Genomic DNA, 17,043 nt, shown 5'->3' on the forward strand with positions numbered 1-17,043 from the left:
CTCGACGACCTCATCCACCAGCTTGTCCTCGACCGGCTCGACAGCCGGCATCTCCTTGTCGTTCATGCCCGTTCCGTCCCAGCTGGCAAAGGCCCTGGCCCTGGCCCTGGCCCTGGCCCTGGCCCTGGCCCTGGCCCTGGCCCTGGCCAGCCTGTCATATCACGGACTTACACGATCTTTCAGACACGCTCGCGAACGGCCTGACATCACCCAATAGCTTTACAGACCCGGGTGAAGAGGGGAAACGGCATCCATCGTTGTGGTTATGTGGGTGGATGTGTCATTCGGTGGCATGAGGGTGAAGACCGGTGTGCCATCTTCGGTCATGTCGGTGCTGGGAAAGCCGAAAGCAAGGTAGCCGTCGCTGGAAACGGTCTGGGGATCTGGATAATCAACCTTTCCCAAGGTTTCGGCGTCAGCGGGGTTCAGTGAGTCGCACATCTTAGTCGAGCCGTCTTTCGCAGCCAGGGCGCATAGGGCAGTCGGACTCAGTGAATCGTATGCGAGGAGTTTCACGCCCGACTCTTCGGCTGTCAGTAGTCGCCCTATATAGCTGTTGGGGAGCATCTTCGCCCACAGTTGCTTGCCCGTATCCATGTTCACAGCCACCACACCGGTGGCCAGTTTTGAGTCCATGGACACCATGAAGTAAAGGGTGTTTTTGAACATGTGAATTTCGCTGTTCAAGCTCGCGGCTGTGAGCATGTTCGAGGTGCCGGTCGAGATGACTGGAACTAGCTTGGCCGAGTCGGCCCGCAAGGTGTAGAGGGTGTCGCCATTAAGATCCGCACTGCAGCCGATCAGCAAGTGGTTGGCACCCGTGACCAGGAAGTCCATGGTCTGCGCGGTTGACCTGACGGTGACCGGACCTGGTTCATCGCCCGTCGGGTCGCAGCCCGGGAGGTTCGCCACCGTAGAAGCCGGAGAAGGGGATCTTCCCTTGAATGCAAGCAGTTTGATGCGGGTGTAGTCGTCGCATAGTCCGAGCGTGTATACAGTGCCGCGAAATTCTTGTGCTTTTCCGGTGAGTGCGCACCCGTTGGGCATGGGGTTACCGCCATAGTCTGTCGACCAGTTGACGGTGCCGGCGTGCAGTGCAACATTGATAAGGTCGGTTCTGTTGTCGAATTTGTATTCTAGCGGTGCGGTTACTGTGCCGTCGCCGATGGAGAGGGAAGCGTTGTTTTCCCCGCCGAAGGTGCCAGGTTTGCCGCTGGCAACTCCTGTGACGGCCTTGGCCCAATTCAGGATGCCGGAGGAGAGTGAGATCGTTTGCAGATGGTCGCATTGCGGGCCGTACTCCGGGTCGTCTGTGCCGTAGATCAAGGCACCTATGCCTTCGGAACTGTGACGGCTCATCGTGCACAGTGCGCTGCCTTTGGGGGGCAGCCAGGACCAGACCTTCGCCCGGGTGGCAGGGTCGTACGCCGTCAGTCCGGTCGTGGTCCCGAGCACCACGCTCGAGGGTGTGGTCCACAGACCTACGTAGTCACCTGCCGCGCCCTTCGTCAACGACCAGAAGGCCCCCGGCGACGATGAAGCGCCCGGTCTGTTGCTCCGAGTGCCGGAGTATGCCGGCTCGTAGGCAATGCCGATGCAGATCGCTGCCAGCAGGGAGAGCGCGCTGGCCAACGCCGCGACCCCGCGGTGGACGGCCGAGGCAGGTCGGCGGAGGCGGAGACTGGGCCATGGGCGAATCCGGGCAGGTGGCCCTCCGGGGCCGGGGGCTTCGGGCGGTCGGGCCAAGGTCCCGTGCAGGTGCACCAATAGGCTCTCGGAGGTGGGCCGTCTCGCTGGATCCGTCGCCAGGCACGCGGAGATCGAATCCCGTAGGAGGTCGTCGTCGAGCCGGCTCAGGTCGGATTCGGGGTGCGCCGTGGGGTGGCCGAGTGTGCTCGCCCCGCCCCGGCCGCGCGGAGTCCTGCCCGTCGCCATGAAGTAGAGGACCGCGCCGAGTGCATAGATGTCCGATGCCTCGGACGGGGCCTCGCCCAGCAGCCGTTCCGGCGCGGTGTACGGGGATTCGGCCGTCAGCCGGACCGTGTCCGGGGCCAGTGCGCGGGGCACCGCGAAGTCGATCAACCGCGGGCCGTCCTTGCCGACCAGGATGGTGGACGGTCTGAGGTCGCCGTGGATCACCCGGGCGCGGTGCAGAGCGCCAAGCGCCTCGGTCAGTGCTGCCGCGAGCCGCCGCGCAGAGTCGGCCGACGGTGGCCCTTCCGCGGCGATCGACTCGTTCAATGAGGGCCCGGCGAGGTGGCTGGCCGCCACCCAAGGGTTCGTCGCGTCGGTGTCCGCGCCGACGACGGGTACGGCGAAACCCCCGCTCACCCGCTGAGCGGCCGCGACCTCACGCCGGAGCCTGGCGCGGAATGCGGGATCGCGCGCCACCTCGGCATCGACGACCTTGACGGCGACTCGGCGGCCGCCCGGAGAATGTGCCAGGTACACCCGGCCTGCCGCGTCCGCTCCGAGCCTGTTGAGCAGGAGATAAGGCCCTACCCGTACCGGATCGCCCTCGGCAAGCGGCTCTTCTTCGCCGAACCCGCTCTCGCTCATCGCCCCGCCTCAACATCCCGCCCGTCGGCCCGATGAGTCATCGCCGCCGTGCGATGATTATTCAACTGTTGCTGGTCACGCGGTAGTTGATAGAGAGGGGCGATGTGCGCGAGCTCGTCTACTTGTCGGAGCAGAAGCTTCAGCGCATGTTCGTGGCTTCGGGCCGGGGCATCGGGACGCCGAGTGCTGACGCGACCGTCGGCGTACCTGGACTCTCGGTCACACTGACCACCGCGTCGTCGACGCCGGCGCCGGACGGCCTGGCGGATGCGACCCGCAAGCTCGACAAGGTGATTCGGTTCCTCGAGCGGAACCACCGTCCTGTCGACTTCGCCGCACCGGGAGTCCGGACGGGCCACTGGGTTTCGTTCGACTTGCCGATGGGCTGGGGCATGGGTCCGGAAGCCGCCGAACCCGCTTCGGACGGCATCGCGTTGTTCGTCGGGACGGCGTCGGCCGATGCCGAGGGGCCGGGCAGCGCCACGGGACTTCTGCTGTGCGGTACCGCCGGCCACTTCCGCCACCGCACCGTGACCGCCTCGCGTCCCGGGTCCGACCGGGACGCGATGTATCAGTACCTGGCCGACCTTGGGGCCGCCGGGGACGAGGAGGACGGGCCTGAGACCGCATCCCGGGCCGATCGGCCGCCGGACGGGACCGACCTGGACGTGTATGTCGTGTGCAGTGCCTTCGACGCCCTGTCCGGACACTGGCCACCCCCGCAACGTGGCCGAATGCGAGGCCACGCACGGGTGCTGCTCACTGCCGATCATCCGGGCCGTGAGACACGCCTCGTCGTCGCGACGCCTCTGTATGTCGAGAATCCGCCTCCACGCCTTCCGTCCCGATGGTCCCGTCTTTGGCGTCGCGGCCATGCCCGTACGGGTTCGTGAGGCGGGCGCGCTGTGATTCCCCTGTCCCGTGACGATCCGACGGTGATCGGGCCCTACCAACTCCTGCAGGTGCTGGGGGAGGGCGGCATGGGCAGGGTCTACCTGGCCAGATCGCCCGGCTTCCGGCTGGTCGCCCTGAAGGTCATTCACCGGGAATACGCGAAGGACCCCGGCTTCCGAGAGAGATTCCGGCGAGAGGTCACGGCTGCCGGGAGCGTCAGCGAGTTCTGCACCACGCCAGTGATCGATGCCGATTTTGGCGCCGAGCAGCCATGGCTGGCCACCAGCTATTTTCCCGCTCCTTCTTTGGGAGAATTCGTCGACCGGTCCGGCCCCATGAAGGAACCCGAGCTGCGCGCACTGGGCGCCGGCCTCGCCGAGGCGCTCTCGGCGATTCACCAGGCCGGACTCATCCACCGCGATCTGCACCCTGCCAACGTGCTGCTGGCACGAGAGGGACCGCAGATCATCGACTTTGGCATCAGCAAGGCGCAGGACACGACGCGCGTCACCCGCACGGGCGCGATGATCGGCACGCCGGGCTACATGTCGCCCGAGCAGATCGTCCGGGAGCGTTCATCCGAGCCGGCCGCCGCCACCCGGGAATCCCGGGTCGGGCAGCCCAGCGATCTGTTCTCGCTGGGCTGTGTACTCGCTTTCGCTGCTACGGGATCGGACCCGTTCGGCCCCGGAAATGCCAGGGCTCGCTTGCGCCGTGCGGTGTACGAGGAGCCGATTCTGGAATGCCTGCCGGGCTCAATCCGTCCGGTCGTCGCAGCTTGTCTCGACAAAGATCCCGCGCGCCGTCCGAGTGTGGCCGACCTGCTCGAGAAGCTCTCGCCCGTCGATCCGCAGGCCCTTCAGACCCCGCGGCTGCGGGGCGAACTCGACGAGCGTGAACGACGCGCGGACCTGATCAGCAGAGGCCCTGTCCACCAGCTACCGGAGGAGGACCAAGAGGACCAAGGGGAGAGTCCTGCTGGGAAGGGCGCCGCGGGCAACGGCATTCGTCCGCCCGATTCCTCGTCGAGGCCGCGCGGGGGCGCCCGCCTGGCCTGGATCCTGGCCGGAGCGGTATCCCTGCTGACCGTCGGCGGCATTCTTCTTGCCCACGCGTTGTCCGGCTCGGACTCCGGTTCGGGCAAGTCGGACACCCCCAGCGCCAAGCCGAACTCCCCTTGGTCCTTGACCGTGAGCCAGGCCGACATTCTCACGGGCATGTGGAGCACCTCGTCGCACGTGGTACTCGGGTCTCCTTCCGGTCTGACGGCGTACGACCCGGATACCGGAGCGAAGTTGTGGTCCTGGAAGCCGCCTGGGAACAACGGAATTCTGTGCAACATGAGCCACACCACGTCGGATGGGATCGGCGCCATCACCTTTGGCACGTTCAACAACACCGTCGGCATGGAGGAGTGCGACCGGCTGCAGACGATCTCCGCGTCCTCAGGGGAGCTCAACTGGACCAAGGAGATCATTCTGAAAGGCCGCGGCTCGACAGGACTCCCGAACCTGACCGGCGGCGAATCCCTTTCCATCGGCGATGGAGTGGTGAGCGCGCCCTTCGCCGGCGGCACTGATCTGCTCAGCGTGGCCGTCGACACCGGCAAGGTGCGTTGGTCCACGGGGCCCGCGGAACCCGGAATCAACGCAACGGTCGACGGGTGCTCATTGAGCGGCCTGGCGCAGGTGCTCAAGGGCACTGTCTACGCGCTCGGCCAGTGCGTCGACGGTCAAGGGGAACTCCTCGCATTCCGTGAGGGTTCGACGCCCTCGGTCACACGAGTCGCGTCACTGGACGGCTGTGCCCGCGTGTCCAGTGCCACCATCTCGGGGTTCATGACGGCGAATGAGGACTACCTCTTGATCGGCTGCGGCAGCGGCTCTCCGGCGTCCAGGGTCTACACCTTGGCTGCTGGGTCGAGAACCCCGAGCACAGTGGATCTGACCGGTGTTGCCGCCAGCAGCATCGGAGCTCTCTACAAAGGCGACCTGCCGCCGGTGAACGTCCTCATGGCCGACAGCACGTTGTACTTGCTGAAAGGCCAGAACAGTTCCCTCGGACGAACGCAGGACGGCGTCGTCGCGGTCGACATGGCAACGGGCAAACAGCGGTGGGCGAGGACCGTGGCCGGAGCCTCCTCGGTGCGCCTGCTGGCGGCGGCCCGATCGGATGTCTCGATCCTGGCACGGGGGGCGGGGCCGCCCGCGCTGTACAACCTGGCTGCGGCGAACGGTGATGCTGCCAAGAAATACGAACTGAACACGTCGCAGGCCGACACCTTCAACAACCCTTACGAGTCGCAGACGCCGTATGCCGTGGCCACGCGCTCGCATCTGGCCATCGGCATTCCCTGGGCGCTCAAACCGGATCAGACGGTCCTCGTCGTCCTGCCCGTGGCACCCTCTGTCGATGTCCTGTGATGCGCGTCTGCCCTGACGTGTTCACGGGTCCCGCAAGAGCCGTGCGTGCCGGTCACGCCGGTCAACGCAGGGACTTGAGCACGTCCCGGGCGATTGCCGTCGAAGCGGCTTCCGCCTCCCGCTGGGAGACCGGCGCTCCGGTGCCTTCGCGAGTTCCGGAGTAGCTGACGGTAAACTCGGCGGTGCCGGAGAGGACGACGACTTCGGCCTCCGCGCTTTCCGGAACAGTCGAGATGCCGTAGTAGAAGTAGGCTTCGTCCCCAATTTTCGTGAGCGGGTGTGAAGCCTTGAGGGTGATGTGATCGCCGTCAAATTTGCGCGCGATGCCGTCCTTTTCCGTTCTGTAGCTGTCCCGCACGAGCGCGAAGGTGTGCGCGGAACTGTCCTTTTCTGAGCTGTACGTATCCAGTACGCCGGAACCGATGCGGAGATCGAGATCGATACTCACGTCTCTGCTCGTCCTGGAGAATGCGTCGGTGCTCCAGGAGGGCATCCTGATGGTCAGTCCAGGTGTGATCGGCCTGTCGAACGGTGACGGGGTGCAGGTGGCCCCGGGTGCGTATGCGTCGATGGTGGTCGGCCTTATCAGCGAGCATCCATCGGGAGCGTCGGTGAAGAACCGCCCGGAGGCCGCCTGGGGCTTCTTGGCCGAGTCGCTCCTTCCTGAGCCGTTGAGGGCGAGGACAGCGACAATCCCGCAGGTCACTGTCGCCGCACTGCCGCCGATCAGCCACAGCAGCTTCTTGCGGCGGGCAGGGACGCGCCTGCCGGGCGGCCGCCCCCCCCGGCCGGTCTTTGCCCTGCGACGGTTGCGACAGTCCCGGCCACCACGAGGGTGCGCCCGGCGAGGAACCCGCAGACTGCGACGACAACGCGGGAGTCGTCGGCCGCTCTGCCTCACCCTGGGGGACCTTTGGCGATGTGTCGTCCATCCCGAACTCTTCCTGCGTAGGCGAGATGACCACAATACTGAGCCGTTTCATCCGTCGCCTTCCCGGAGGCCGGCCGCAGCACCGCCGCCGCGAACCCCTCCCGGACTGTGGCTGGGTACACGAGAACCCCGCTCCGGAGCACTGCCAACGGCGGAATCACCAGTCCGGAACCCGACCCCATGGACATTGCGGTCACACCTCCGACCGCTCGAAACACCCCGCCTCGTTCAGCGGAGCACGAAGTCCTGCCCAACGGCAGCCTTCACGGCGGGACTTCACCGGGGCGAATGAAGATCACCAACAGCATCCGGAATCGCGGCCTGAACCAAATTCGCGACCGCTCACAGCAGTCGAGCAAGTACGGTCCTGGACCGCGCTGCTGGACTGAAACGCGCATCTGAGCAGCAAACACTGGCTCGCCGGAACCGACTGGTTCGACATGATCGACCGGGCACTGCATCCGCAGCGAGCCGCTGTCAGCGGCATCCTGCCCCAGAGTCCGCGAGACACCAGCCGCGGACCCGGTTGGCGACCTCGCGTAAACGAAAACCGATACAAATCAGCTGGTCCCACCGTCCATTCACCTCAAGACCCCGGGGAGAGTCGCGTTCGCCCGGTTTGATCACGGGACGCCGTGCAGGGTGAGGACGGCTTCGGGTCGGGTGTGAGCGCGTCGGCCGCTGGCGATGTTGATCCAGCCGGCGCGGTGGAGCCCTGCGCGGGCGAGGTCGCGAAAGACCCTCATGACCGCGGGGGTGTGGTGGCGTCGGACCTGGCTCAAGTCCTCGCCGAAGACGACGTCCTTGGACCAGTGCACGGTGGATTCGATCATCCAGTGGCCGCGGGCCCAGGTGGCGATCTCGGCGGGGTCGGCCTGGTAGGCGGCCAGGTCGGTGACGGCGTAGACGGCCTCGGTGCTCCACTTCTTCGTGCCGAGGCGGCGGCGTTTGCGGTGGATGCGCACGACCTGCTTGGCGTGCGGGAAGAGCAGGTTGTCGGCGGAGGCGACCTTGACCTCGCGTACCACCTCACGTCCGTGGCCGCGATCGCGGGAGCGGTCTTGGACCGGAATGTCACGCCACGGCAGCTGTGCCAACTGCCGGGCGAGCGTGGGCTGGTTGTGCTTCACGGACAGCAGGTAGTGAGCGCCTCGTCGTTCGACGAGCTAGCGGGCGTGCGCACTCTGCGCGTGCAGGGCATCGACGGTGATCACCGTGTCGGTCAGGTCGGTGTCGGAGATCTGGTCGAGCAGCGGGGCGAACTCCGGGATCTCGTTGGTCTTGGCGCCGATCTCGCGCAAGGCGGCGGACAGCGCGTCGTCGTGGCACACGGCGCTGAGCACGAACACCTTCGAGTCGTCGGCGCGCACCGCCCCGCGCAGGCACTTGCCGTCGACGGCGAACGCACGCCTGCGGGGCACCTCCCGCTTGGTGTCTTCGCGCCGGGCGCGACGGTGGGCGCGTCGTTGTTCCCGCTCGACGGAGCCGTCCGGAGCCAACGGCGTCAGGGGCGGGGACGTCAGCTGGGACAGGCGGGCGAAGCCGGCCGCCGTCAGGGCCGCGGGATCAACGCGGGCGAACGTGTCGCGCAGGGTGCGCTCGCCCGGAGCGCGGTAGCGCCCGGTGAACGGGTCGTAGGGGCAGCCGAGCCGGGCCCGGACCTCCTGCTCGCAGCGCCTGGCCCATTCGGCAGGGGAGACAAGGGAGTTGTGTCCGGCGCAGGTCATCGCGCAGACGCCGACGGCCAGCAGCGTGACCAGTTGGAAGCGTCGTCCCCGGCGGTCACTCGGGTCGGGCACCTGGGCCAGGGCATCAAGGAGTCCGGGCGGCACGACGGCCGCCGGATCGAGGGGCAAGGGCGCCGCAACCGGCGCGGGGGCAGTGAGGAAAGATGGAGCAGCGGGCACGGCGACCTTGCAGATCTGGGAGCGTAGAGAACTCCATGATCCACAAGAGCTGTGCCCGCACTGCGTCCCGGGCCTACTACGTGATCAAACCGGGCGAACGCGACTCTCCCCGGGGCCTTGGGTAGGCAGTTGGTGGCAGTCAACGGGACGTGTTTGGTTCGTCAAGCCGAGCCGGTGTAGGTGCCTGACACTGCGGTGACACGGTGACAGGGCACGGGTAGCAGGCTCACGCGGGTGTGGGGCTCCAACCGCTCGGTTGCGGCGGCCATGCGCGGCGGACGGTCGGGTCCAGCATGTGGAGCTGCTTTTCGTCCTGGGCGAGGGCGTCGAGCATGCGCAGCCTTTCCAGGGCCTGTTGCGGTGCGGGGTGGGAGTCCTGGAGAAGTTCCACCAGGTCGTCCCATGGGAGCGGTTCATCAAGGGCGGCGAGGTCAGTCAGGAGCGTGCGCATGTCAGGGGATGCCGTGAGCCCGAGGCCGTCCAGCAGGGCGGTGCCGAGCGCCCCAGAGGTGACTTCCTCGTCGATGTTCTTGCAGATCGTGAGAACGCGGCGACCCTGACGGGCCTGTACGAGTGCTTCGTCCAGGAGGATCGGCCAGCCCCCGGTGGTTTCCATGAGCCGGTTACGGGCTTCCGTCTCGGCGAAGGGCGCGAGCGCCTCCACGTCGGTGGCCCAACTACTGATTCCCTCAAGAGTGACCCGGCGCAACGGGATCAGGGCGTTGTCGGGATCGAATTCCGTAGCGAGGGCGAGATGTTCGGCCTTGCACGCGTCGGCGAGGGCGACGACGGTCCGGGTGACACCTGCGGGCGGCTGGATCGTCTCCGCCTGCCGGAGGCTGGCCCGGGCCTTGTCGATGTCGTTGAAACGGCTGAGCTTCACCACCACGATGCGGTGCAGTGGACCGGGCTTGCCCGTGCTTAGCAGCTCCTTGTAATGGGACGGTGATGTGGAACAGACGATCGGGTCCAGTTTGGAGGGGGCTCTCTTTTGCTGGTCGTCCAGGACGTTGGCGACGCTGCCCAGGCCGGTGGCGGCACTTCCGATGACGATCCGCAACTCGTTTCCCGGGGTGGTGAGGCGGGCGAGCTGCTGTTCGGTGAGCGGGCTGATGCGGTTGTCGGCGGCGATGGGCCGCCGCGCCTGAGCCGCGGTCAGCTTGGTCAGCGGCTTGGAGGTGTCGTGGTTTTCCAGTGCCTCCTCAATGGCATGCTGGTTGCCGAGGAGGCGAAGGACATTGGACGAGCGCAGCCTCCATCCCTGCGAGTCGCTGGCCAGAATGCCCAGGCCGGTCATTTCCTCCAGCAGCGCACGGAACTCGTCGGGCCCCTGGCCGGTGAACCCCTGCGGCCACCAGTCGTCGCACGCCCTGCTCAGCGCTCGGGTAGTTATCCGGCAGTCGACCCCGCCTGCGTGGGCTTCGAGGGCCACAACGAGCGCGATGAGCTTGTAGCGGGGATCCAGCTCAAGGGTCAGATTGATGGTGTTGCGCGTACGGTCGGTGAGTTCCTGCGACCCGATGACGCGTTCGAGGACGGCGTTGTCGACCCGCCACGGTGGCGTGCCGGGAGCAGGGGGCGTGCCGACGCGAGTGTTGAGGGACGCCTGCACAAGCGCCTGCCCTGCGAGCTGGAGCAGCTTGGGGTGGTAGTTGCAGTAAGCGAGGATCCGGTGGATGAGCTCGTCGGGGATCCGAGTCCCTAGGGCCTCCAGAGGCTGCCGGACGAGCCGGAAGGCCGGTGCCGGCGCCAGCGGCCCGATGACGACGGGCTTGCCGAAGTGGGCGTCGTAGAGGGGCTGGTTGGGAAGCCCGGAGAAGCGCTGCACCTGGTGGAGGCCGGCGAAGACGGGCTTGAACCTGCGGTTGGTGGTGCTCATGAGTTCACGCAGACGAGTCGTCTGGGGGAAGTTGTCCTGGGCTTCGGCATCGAAGAAGATGTCGCACTCGTCGAACAGCACGAGGAGACGGCGGGCGGCGTCGTCGTCGAGCCAGGTGGTGATGGCGGCTGTGACACGCTGTTGCGCGGTGCCGCGCCGGGTCTGCCGGGCCGGGACGACGTCCTTGCGGTCGAGTTCGCGGCCGATCATGTCCCACAGTTCGTCGGTCTTCTGACCGAGCCCGAGGGTGGTGGGCAGCGGGATATAGAGAGCGACATGATCCTTCGTCGTCTCGAAACGACGCGCGGCGGCGCGCAGGAGCGCCGACTTGCCGAGCTGACGTCCCCCGTACAGCAGCTGGGCGCCTGTCATGGAGGTGATGTCGTTGAGCTCTTGCTGGCGCCCGTAGAACATCTCGCTGGGGACGGATTCGTTCGCGTCGGGCCGGTAGGGGTTGGTGGCGGCGAACGGCGCGAGGATGCGCTCCGTGGTGGTGAACCGGTTGCTGGCCTTGGATGCCAAGTAGGCCAGGGATGCGGCGTCCAGGCACAGCAGGGGCTTCATGGGCTGTTTGGCGGTCTGTAGGGCGAGCTGACGTCGGGAGGCCGCGGGCAGCGTGCCCAGGACGACGACGAGGACGGGGAGAGTGCTGGTGTCTTGGTCCGCCCAGGCGGTCAGGGTGGTCACGTCCGATACGTCGGGGGTCAGCAGCACGCGCAGTCGGCCGCCCGCTTCGGAGCCGAAGGCCGGGAGCCGGCAGCCGCCCAGCAGCTGGACGTCGGTCAGTTCGCTCCACTTCCGGTTGGGGGCGTGCGGGCCGACCGGGTGTTCCTTGCCGTACTCGATGCCCGCGATGCGCAGTGCGCCGCGGAGCAGGTTGTTGCCGTTTTTGAAGGTGCGCCAGTTCTTGAGGAGATGGGCCCAGGAACGCAGCGTCTCGGTGGTGGTGTTGCGCTCGCGGGTACGCAGTTGGGAGAAGTCCAGACCGGAGTGTGTACCGCCGCTGCCGACGGCGTCGACAAGGGCGGGGGTGATGCCCTCGGGGAGGCTGTCGGGCACCGAGTGGAAGAACCCTTCGAGGTCGTTCTCGGGCGCCGAGGTGGGCGGGTGTTCCCCGGCGAGCGCGGTGAGCAGGTAGTCCTCCGCCGTTGCCAAGTCGCCTGCGTCGACGAGCTGCGTGATCTTCGTCATCACGTCGTCGGGGACGCCGCCCGGCGCGTTGTTGATCTCGCCCTTGGCGCGTTGCATGAGGTCGGCTCTGGCCAGGTCGGCCAGCTGGGGCATGAGTTCGTTGACGGAAGTGAGCTGCCGGTGCACGGCGCTGAAGTCGTCGCCGGCCAGGTCGGCTTCGGCGGCCTCGACCCGTGTCGTGATGTCAGAGCGCCCGGGTTCGGGGAGGCGGCCTTGTCGGGTAGCGGTCGCCACTTTGCCCCGGACCTTGTCGATCTCGGCGCGTGCTGCGGTCAGCGCATGGCCGCGGGACTGCTCGACGGCGTCCCGAAGGGAGTTGTCGTCCTTCTCGGACTCGCTCTCAGCGACCTCCACCGCGGCACGTGCCGCCGCGAAGTTTCCGGCGGCCGCCTGTTCCCGCGCCGCCTGTGCCCAGGTGCAGCTCTGGGCGCGCTCAATGTCGTCCAGGGACACCGCGCGCGCCGGTTCCAGTGTCCTGGTCAGCGGGAGTCCGGAGCAGCGCAGCAGGTCTGCGTTGAGCGCGTGGTCCGGCGCCGGTTCCGCCCCGGGCAGGGTGGCGCCGTCCAGCAGCCGGATCGTGGTCCGGACACTGTCCAGGACCGTCTCGGTGATGGCGGCACTGAGCGGCTGGGAGACCGTGTCGGCGTGCGCGCGCAGCTCGGTGCACGCGTCCTCGGTCTGCGCGCGGACATCGTTGCGCAGAGTGACGAGAATGCCGTTCAGCGCGGGGGTACGGGCCGCGGTACGGGTGGCCAGCACCCAGGTGCTGACGATGTCGAGTGACTCCGCCGCGTATTGAAGGATGCGGCGACGGGCGGCGCCCTGCAGCACGGCGCCTTTGCCGCGGAGCCGGTCGTCGATGCCCTTGAGGGCCTTGCCCAGTGCGGCGGGGGTGAGTTCGCGTACGTGGGCCGCGGCCTGGTCGGCGCGGTCGCGCCGGTCGTCAGCTGCCACCGCGACCAGCGAGCCGATCAGACCGTCGGCATCCCACCAGGCGCGGATGATCATCTCCGCGCGAGGGAAGTGCAGGTGCCGCGGTGCGGTGAGATGCAGACGGGCGTCCTCCGAGGCACGGCTGACCTCGGTGTCGGCCTCGGTGACGCTTTCGAGGACGTTGAGGCCCCCTGCCGCCGTGAGTTGGCCCCGTGCGGAGGCGGTTCCCACGGCACGGCACAGTTGCTGAAGGTGCGTCATGTCGGAGCAGGCGTCTGCCAGGGCGTTGACGAGTTCACCGGCGTTGGGGTCGGCGGTGAGCAGGGCGGCTCGCAGGGCGGCGGCGAGCAGCATGATGCGCTCGTCCTGACCGGTCGCGCTGGGCCGGCTGCTTTCCCAGTCGACGCGTTCGCGTACGGCGACGGCGCACGGACCTGTCTCCGAACGGACGCAGTGCGCCAAGTGAAGGGTCTCCAGCGCCTGTTGGAGGGAGAAACGGCCGATGGCGCGTGCCGCGTGGCCGGCCAGTGCGAGTTCGCCTGCCGAGATCAGACGCGTGATCAGGGCGGTGTCGGCGGGAGCAAGCGCCGGCGGCTCAGGCTGGGGGACGGGCGGTGCAAGGGCCTCCGGCTTTTGGCTGTCCGTCACTTCCTCCGCCGGAGGCACGGTGTGCGCGTCAGCGGGCAAGGCGGGAGGAGCGGCTACGGGCGTGGGAGCCGTCACGGGAGCGGGCGGCCCGTCGGATGGCTCCTCCGCTTCGGGTTCGGGGGCGGGAGCCGCGGGCGAAGAGGTCTCCTGCGGCGTCGGCAGGCCGTCAGTCGACTCCGTGATGTCGCCCGCCGGGGTAGCCGGCGCGGTCACCTTCCCTCGCAGGATCAGCGCGGCGACGCTGTTGACGTCCTGGGGAGCCTCCTTGAGGAGGACGAGGAGATCGTCCACGGCGGAGTCGTCGTCGCTGGTGTGGGCGTCGGCAAGTGCGACAAGCAGCCGCAGATGTTCCGTATCGGCCGGAGGGGCGTCGAGCAGACGCAGCGCCTGCTCCCGGATGGCCTCCAGGGGCGTGCTGCCCGAGGAGCCCTGGAGGGCGGCGACACGCAGCATCGCCGCACGATTCCGTGCCTGATCGGACTGCTCGGCCGCGACAGTACTCGCGGCGGCGCACAACGCCCGGACATCGGCCGGATCGGGCGGCACTGCGACGGAGGTTCGGGCGCTGAGATCTTCGTGCAGGGCCAGTGCGGCTGTCCGCAAAGCGGTGAGCGTGACGATGGCCTCGCGGGTGGGCGCCTGCTCCGAGGCCAGATGCGCGGTGATGTGCGCTGCGGCGGACCGCGCCGAGACGAGCAGCGAATTCAGGTTCTCGGCCCGGCTGCTCCAATCGGTGGGCTCCGGCTGCGACCCCGCGGATGACGGTCGGGAGGTGAGTCCGGCATCGTCGGGAGGCGGCGACACCGCCTCTGTGCTGCCGACGTTCTGGGCGGGCGGCATGAGAGGAAGCCAGGCGTTCTCCAAGGCGGAGCACGCGTCGATGACGTTCTGCACGTCCTCCTTCGGCCACGCCGGCATGGGGAACCGTTGTAAGGCGTGCCGCAAGAGGGCGGTGTGGCCGGGCGAGAAGAGCGGAGCCGAAAAGGCGGCCAGCATCAGTTCCGGGCGGGACTCGGAGAACGCGGCGACGGCATCGTCGAGGTGCTGGTGGCCGCCGTGGCAGTGGTGGTCGTGAAGGGCGTCGGCAAGCGCTCTGAGCGTGGGCTGGGAGATCGTGCCCGCGGCCCGCAGCTGTATCTCGGCGTTGCGTTTGCGCAGGGTGGCCAGACACTGCTCGGCGGCCCGCAGGCTGAGCCTGGCGGACGGCACACGCAGGTTCTGCAGCATCGCCACGCGGTCACGGTTGCGGACGCGTTGCAACAACTGGAGCAGGACGGTGGCGTCGAGTGCGGCGAGCACGTCCCCGACAGGGGTGCCCAGTTGCCCGACGGCCTGGCGAAGCTTCTCGGCCAGGTCGGCCGGCGGCCCAGGCAGCTGAGGTGCGTTGGATGGGTGTCGCGTCATGATGGACCTCAAGAGCATCCGGTCAAGTCGTCATGCCAGGCGGGAGGTTGTTCGTCACCGCGACGGTGACCGCGGACAAAGGTGTAGCCGTGGGGGAGGGTCGTGTCGGCTTCCGGGCCGAGCATGTCGATACGCCACCGCGCATAGGCGGCCCGTGCATGGTCACTTGCCTGCTGACCCGGGGGAAGCTTACGGCGATCAGGTGGTACGTAGTGTGCTTTTACATGATTTCGCAGTTCTTGGGGTTCGAAGGTGACCTGGCCCTTCGGGGCTGTGGGCGCCTTGTCGTCGGGCCACCAGATGAAGAGGTCCGGTTCGCCCGCGACGCTCTCGCGCTCCAGGAGCCCTCGGGCGGCCAAGTCCTCACAGGTGTGAATGACCGTCCACATCAGCCGGGGCGATACGGGGCCGGGCCCGAACAGCGCGGCACTGAGCCGGTGCCCCTGCATCGAGCGGGCCTCGAACATGCCTGGTACGCCGTGCCGGCGGAGCCCGGCGACGATGAGGGAACAGAGACTGCCGACCGCGGGGGCATAGCCGGTATGTGCTATCCGCCGGGGAGCCGGAGGTTGCGGTTTCGGCTCGGGCGCGGTGAGGCCGAGATGGCGCCGCAGTACATCGGTGTCGCAGTCCCAGAGGAACGGGCCGTTGCCGTCGAAGTGGAGCGGCTCGTCCAGCAGGGTCGTGACGGCGTGCAGACGACGGCCGCCGCGTGGCACGGTGACGGTCAGTCTGATGCCGGGGTAGAACGACCACGGCCAGCTCACTCCGGTCAACGCCGCTTGCGTGAGGACAAGTTCCTGTGCACCGTGCGTGTCGTCCGGGTCCCCGTCGTGATGGAGTTCGAGGACGACGGGGCCGTCCGCCAAGCCCTCGCGCACGGACGCCGGAAGCGGGAGCGTGTCGTGGTCGATGTGCCGCGGTTGCAGGCAGCAGGTGTAGACGGTGATGCTGTCGTCGAGGTGCTCGATGACCGGCATGGGTTCGTCGGGTCCGGACTCCTCCGGGAGGGGAGGAGGCGCGATGTCCTGCGGCGCGGCGAAAGACTCTTCAGCAGGCGCTTCTTGGGGTGGGGGCACCTGCGGGGACGGTGACGCGCCGGAGAGCGAACCGGTGTGTTCGCCGTGGCCGATCCCCAGCGGCGCCAGCGGGTCGGCGCCCTGGACATACCAGGGCAGCGGGGGCTGCTGGGCGCGCCAGATGCCGCCTTGCTGCCACATATCGTCGATACGCAGGTCGACCTGCGCCGTCGGCTCGGTCGCGCGGTCGGCGAGCGCGAGGTTGACGACCGCCAGGGAAGCCAGCGCCTTCGGACCCTCGGTGAGGTCGCCTGGTCCGGCCGCTTCGCAGGCGGCACACAGCAGAGGCCAGGTCGCGGTGTAGCGCGGCGGACCGGTGCGAGCCCGGTGGACCCGGTGCACGACCTCGCCGACCGCGGACTCGGGCAGGCCGGCTGTGTCCGTCTCGGCGACGGCGTACGGTCCCCAGGTACGCAGGCCGGGGGCACGGCGGAGCAGGTCACCGACGGTGTCGAAGCTCGCGGCCAGAGCCTGGGCCAGCAGGTCGGTGTCGTGCGGGTCGTCCAAGAGCCCGGCGAGCGGACCGGTGGCCAGCAGGGGACGCGCCTCGGTGAGGAGATACCGCTGGTAGAAGGCCGCGTCGTCGAGTAGGGGAAGGTCCGGTGTGGCGTACAGGGCGGTCGATGTGAGGTGCCCGCGCGCGTCCAGAAGCCCGGACCGGCGCAGTCTGGCGGTCTCCTTGACCTCGATCGCGGAGGGCGGGCCGAAGGCGCCGGTGTCCACGATCACGGTCTCCTCGCGCTCCCAGAGGCCGTCCGTCCGGGGGGAACCGGCACGGTCGCCTGACCTGGAGGCGGGGATCCAGCCGTCGTCGTCACAGTCCTGGGACGCGCCGAACTTCCCCACGGCCTCCGCCCACAGCCAGCGGGTGCCGCGCTCGATGCGGAGGAACGCGCCGACCGGAACCGCGACCCGGCCCGGATCCGCGGCGGGGAGGACCGCATGGAAGTGCTCCGGGTCCAGCAGCGCCGAGTGGTAGGCGCCGAGGGCGAGGTCGAAGCCGAAGTGCAGCGCGTTCCAGGCACCGGCGACGTGCAGGACACCACCGCGTGCGACGGTGACCTGGCGCAGATAGCGGCCCATACGATCCGCGACTGCGGCCTCCAACTGGTCCGCGCCGAGGAGCAACTCCGATACGAACAGCGGCTCGTCGTCGAAGGGGGCCCACGCGGGCGAATCTGTCCGGGGTGGCATG

The 17,043-nt window shown here is 68.0% G+C and carries 8 protein-coding genes and 1 pseudogene; 3 read left to right on the forward strand and 6 right to left on the reverse strand.

Annotation, left to right across the window (positions count from 1 at the left end):
* Positions 1 to 217: hypothetical protein (locus AB0C96_RS02690; protein WP_362912928.1), on the forward strand; the 217-nt coding region annotated here is incomplete at its 5' end.
* Between the two features lie 2 nt (positions 218 to 219).
* Here AB0C96_RS02690 and AB0C96_RS02695 read toward each other — a convergent pair.
* On the reverse strand, positions 220 to 2,559 hold the full coding sequence (locus AB0C96_RS02695) for a serine/threonine-protein kinase (RefSeq protein ID WP_362912930.1): 2,340 nt from the start codon (positions 2,557 to 2,559) through the stop codon (positions 220 to 222).
* A 104-nt stretch (positions 2,560 to 2,663) separates the two neighbouring features.
* Here AB0C96_RS02695 and AB0C96_RS02700 point away from each other — a divergent pair, with 104 nt between their 5' ends.
* Together AB0C96_RS02700 and AB0C96_RS02705 are read left to right on the forward strand one after the other, a co-directional pair.
* Positions 2,664 to 3,452 (forward strand): SAVMC3_10250 family protein, encoded by a 789-nt coding sequence (locus AB0C96_RS02700; protein ID WP_362912932.1) that lies wholly within the window; start codon positions 2,664 to 2,666, stop codon positions 3,450 to 3,452.
* A gap of 12 nt (positions 3,453 to 3,464) precedes the next feature.
* Positions 3,465 to 5,876, forward strand: a complete 2,412-nt coding sequence (locus tag AB0C96_RS02705) for a protein kinase (RefSeq protein WP_362912934.1) — start codon at positions 3,465 to 3,467, stop codon at positions 5,874 to 5,876.
* A 61-nt stretch (positions 5,877 to 5,937) separates the two neighbouring features.
* Here AB0C96_RS02705 and AB0C96_RS02710 read toward each other — a convergent pair whose 3' ends face one another.
* The 5 genes and pseudogenes from AB0C96_RS02710 to AB0C96_RS02730 form a co-directional block, all read right to left on the reverse strand.
* Positions 5,938 to 6,324, reverse strand: a complete 387-nt coding sequence (locus tag AB0C96_RS02710; RefSeq protein ID WP_362912936.1) for a hypothetical protein — start codon at positions 6,322 to 6,324, stop codon at positions 5,938 to 5,940.
* A gap of 1,106 nt (positions 6,325 to 7,430) precedes the next feature.
* Positions 7,431 to 7,955, reverse strand: a pseudogene (locus tag AB0C96_RS02715) (ISAs1 family transposase); the annotation flags it as partial.
* Between the two features lie 18 nt (positions 7,956 to 7,973).
* Positions 7,974 to 8,714, reverse strand: coding sequence for a transposase family protein (locus AB0C96_RS02720; protein WP_362912938.1), 741 nt, complete (start codon positions 8,712 to 8,714; stop codon positions 7,974 to 7,976).
* Positions 8,715 to 8,940: 226 nt separating this feature from the next.
* Positions 8,941 to 14,769 (reverse strand): hypothetical protein, encoded by a 5,829-nt coding sequence (locus AB0C96_RS02725; protein ID WP_362912940.1) that lies wholly within the window; start codon positions 14,767 to 14,769, stop codon positions 8,941 to 8,943.
* Positions 14,770 to 14,777: 8 nt separating this feature from the next.
* Positions 14,778 to 17,042, reverse strand: a complete 2,265-nt coding sequence (locus tag AB0C96_RS02730) for a hypothetical protein (protein ID WP_362912942.1) — start codon at positions 17,040 to 17,042, stop codon at positions 14,778 to 14,780.
* Position 17,043 lies beyond the last annotated feature (1 nt).

It is taken from the genome of Streptomyces sp. NPDC048506 (assembly GCF_040651315.1).
Taxonomy (GTDB): domain Bacteria; phylum Actinomycetota; class Actinomycetes; order Streptomycetales; family Streptomycetaceae; genus Streptomyces.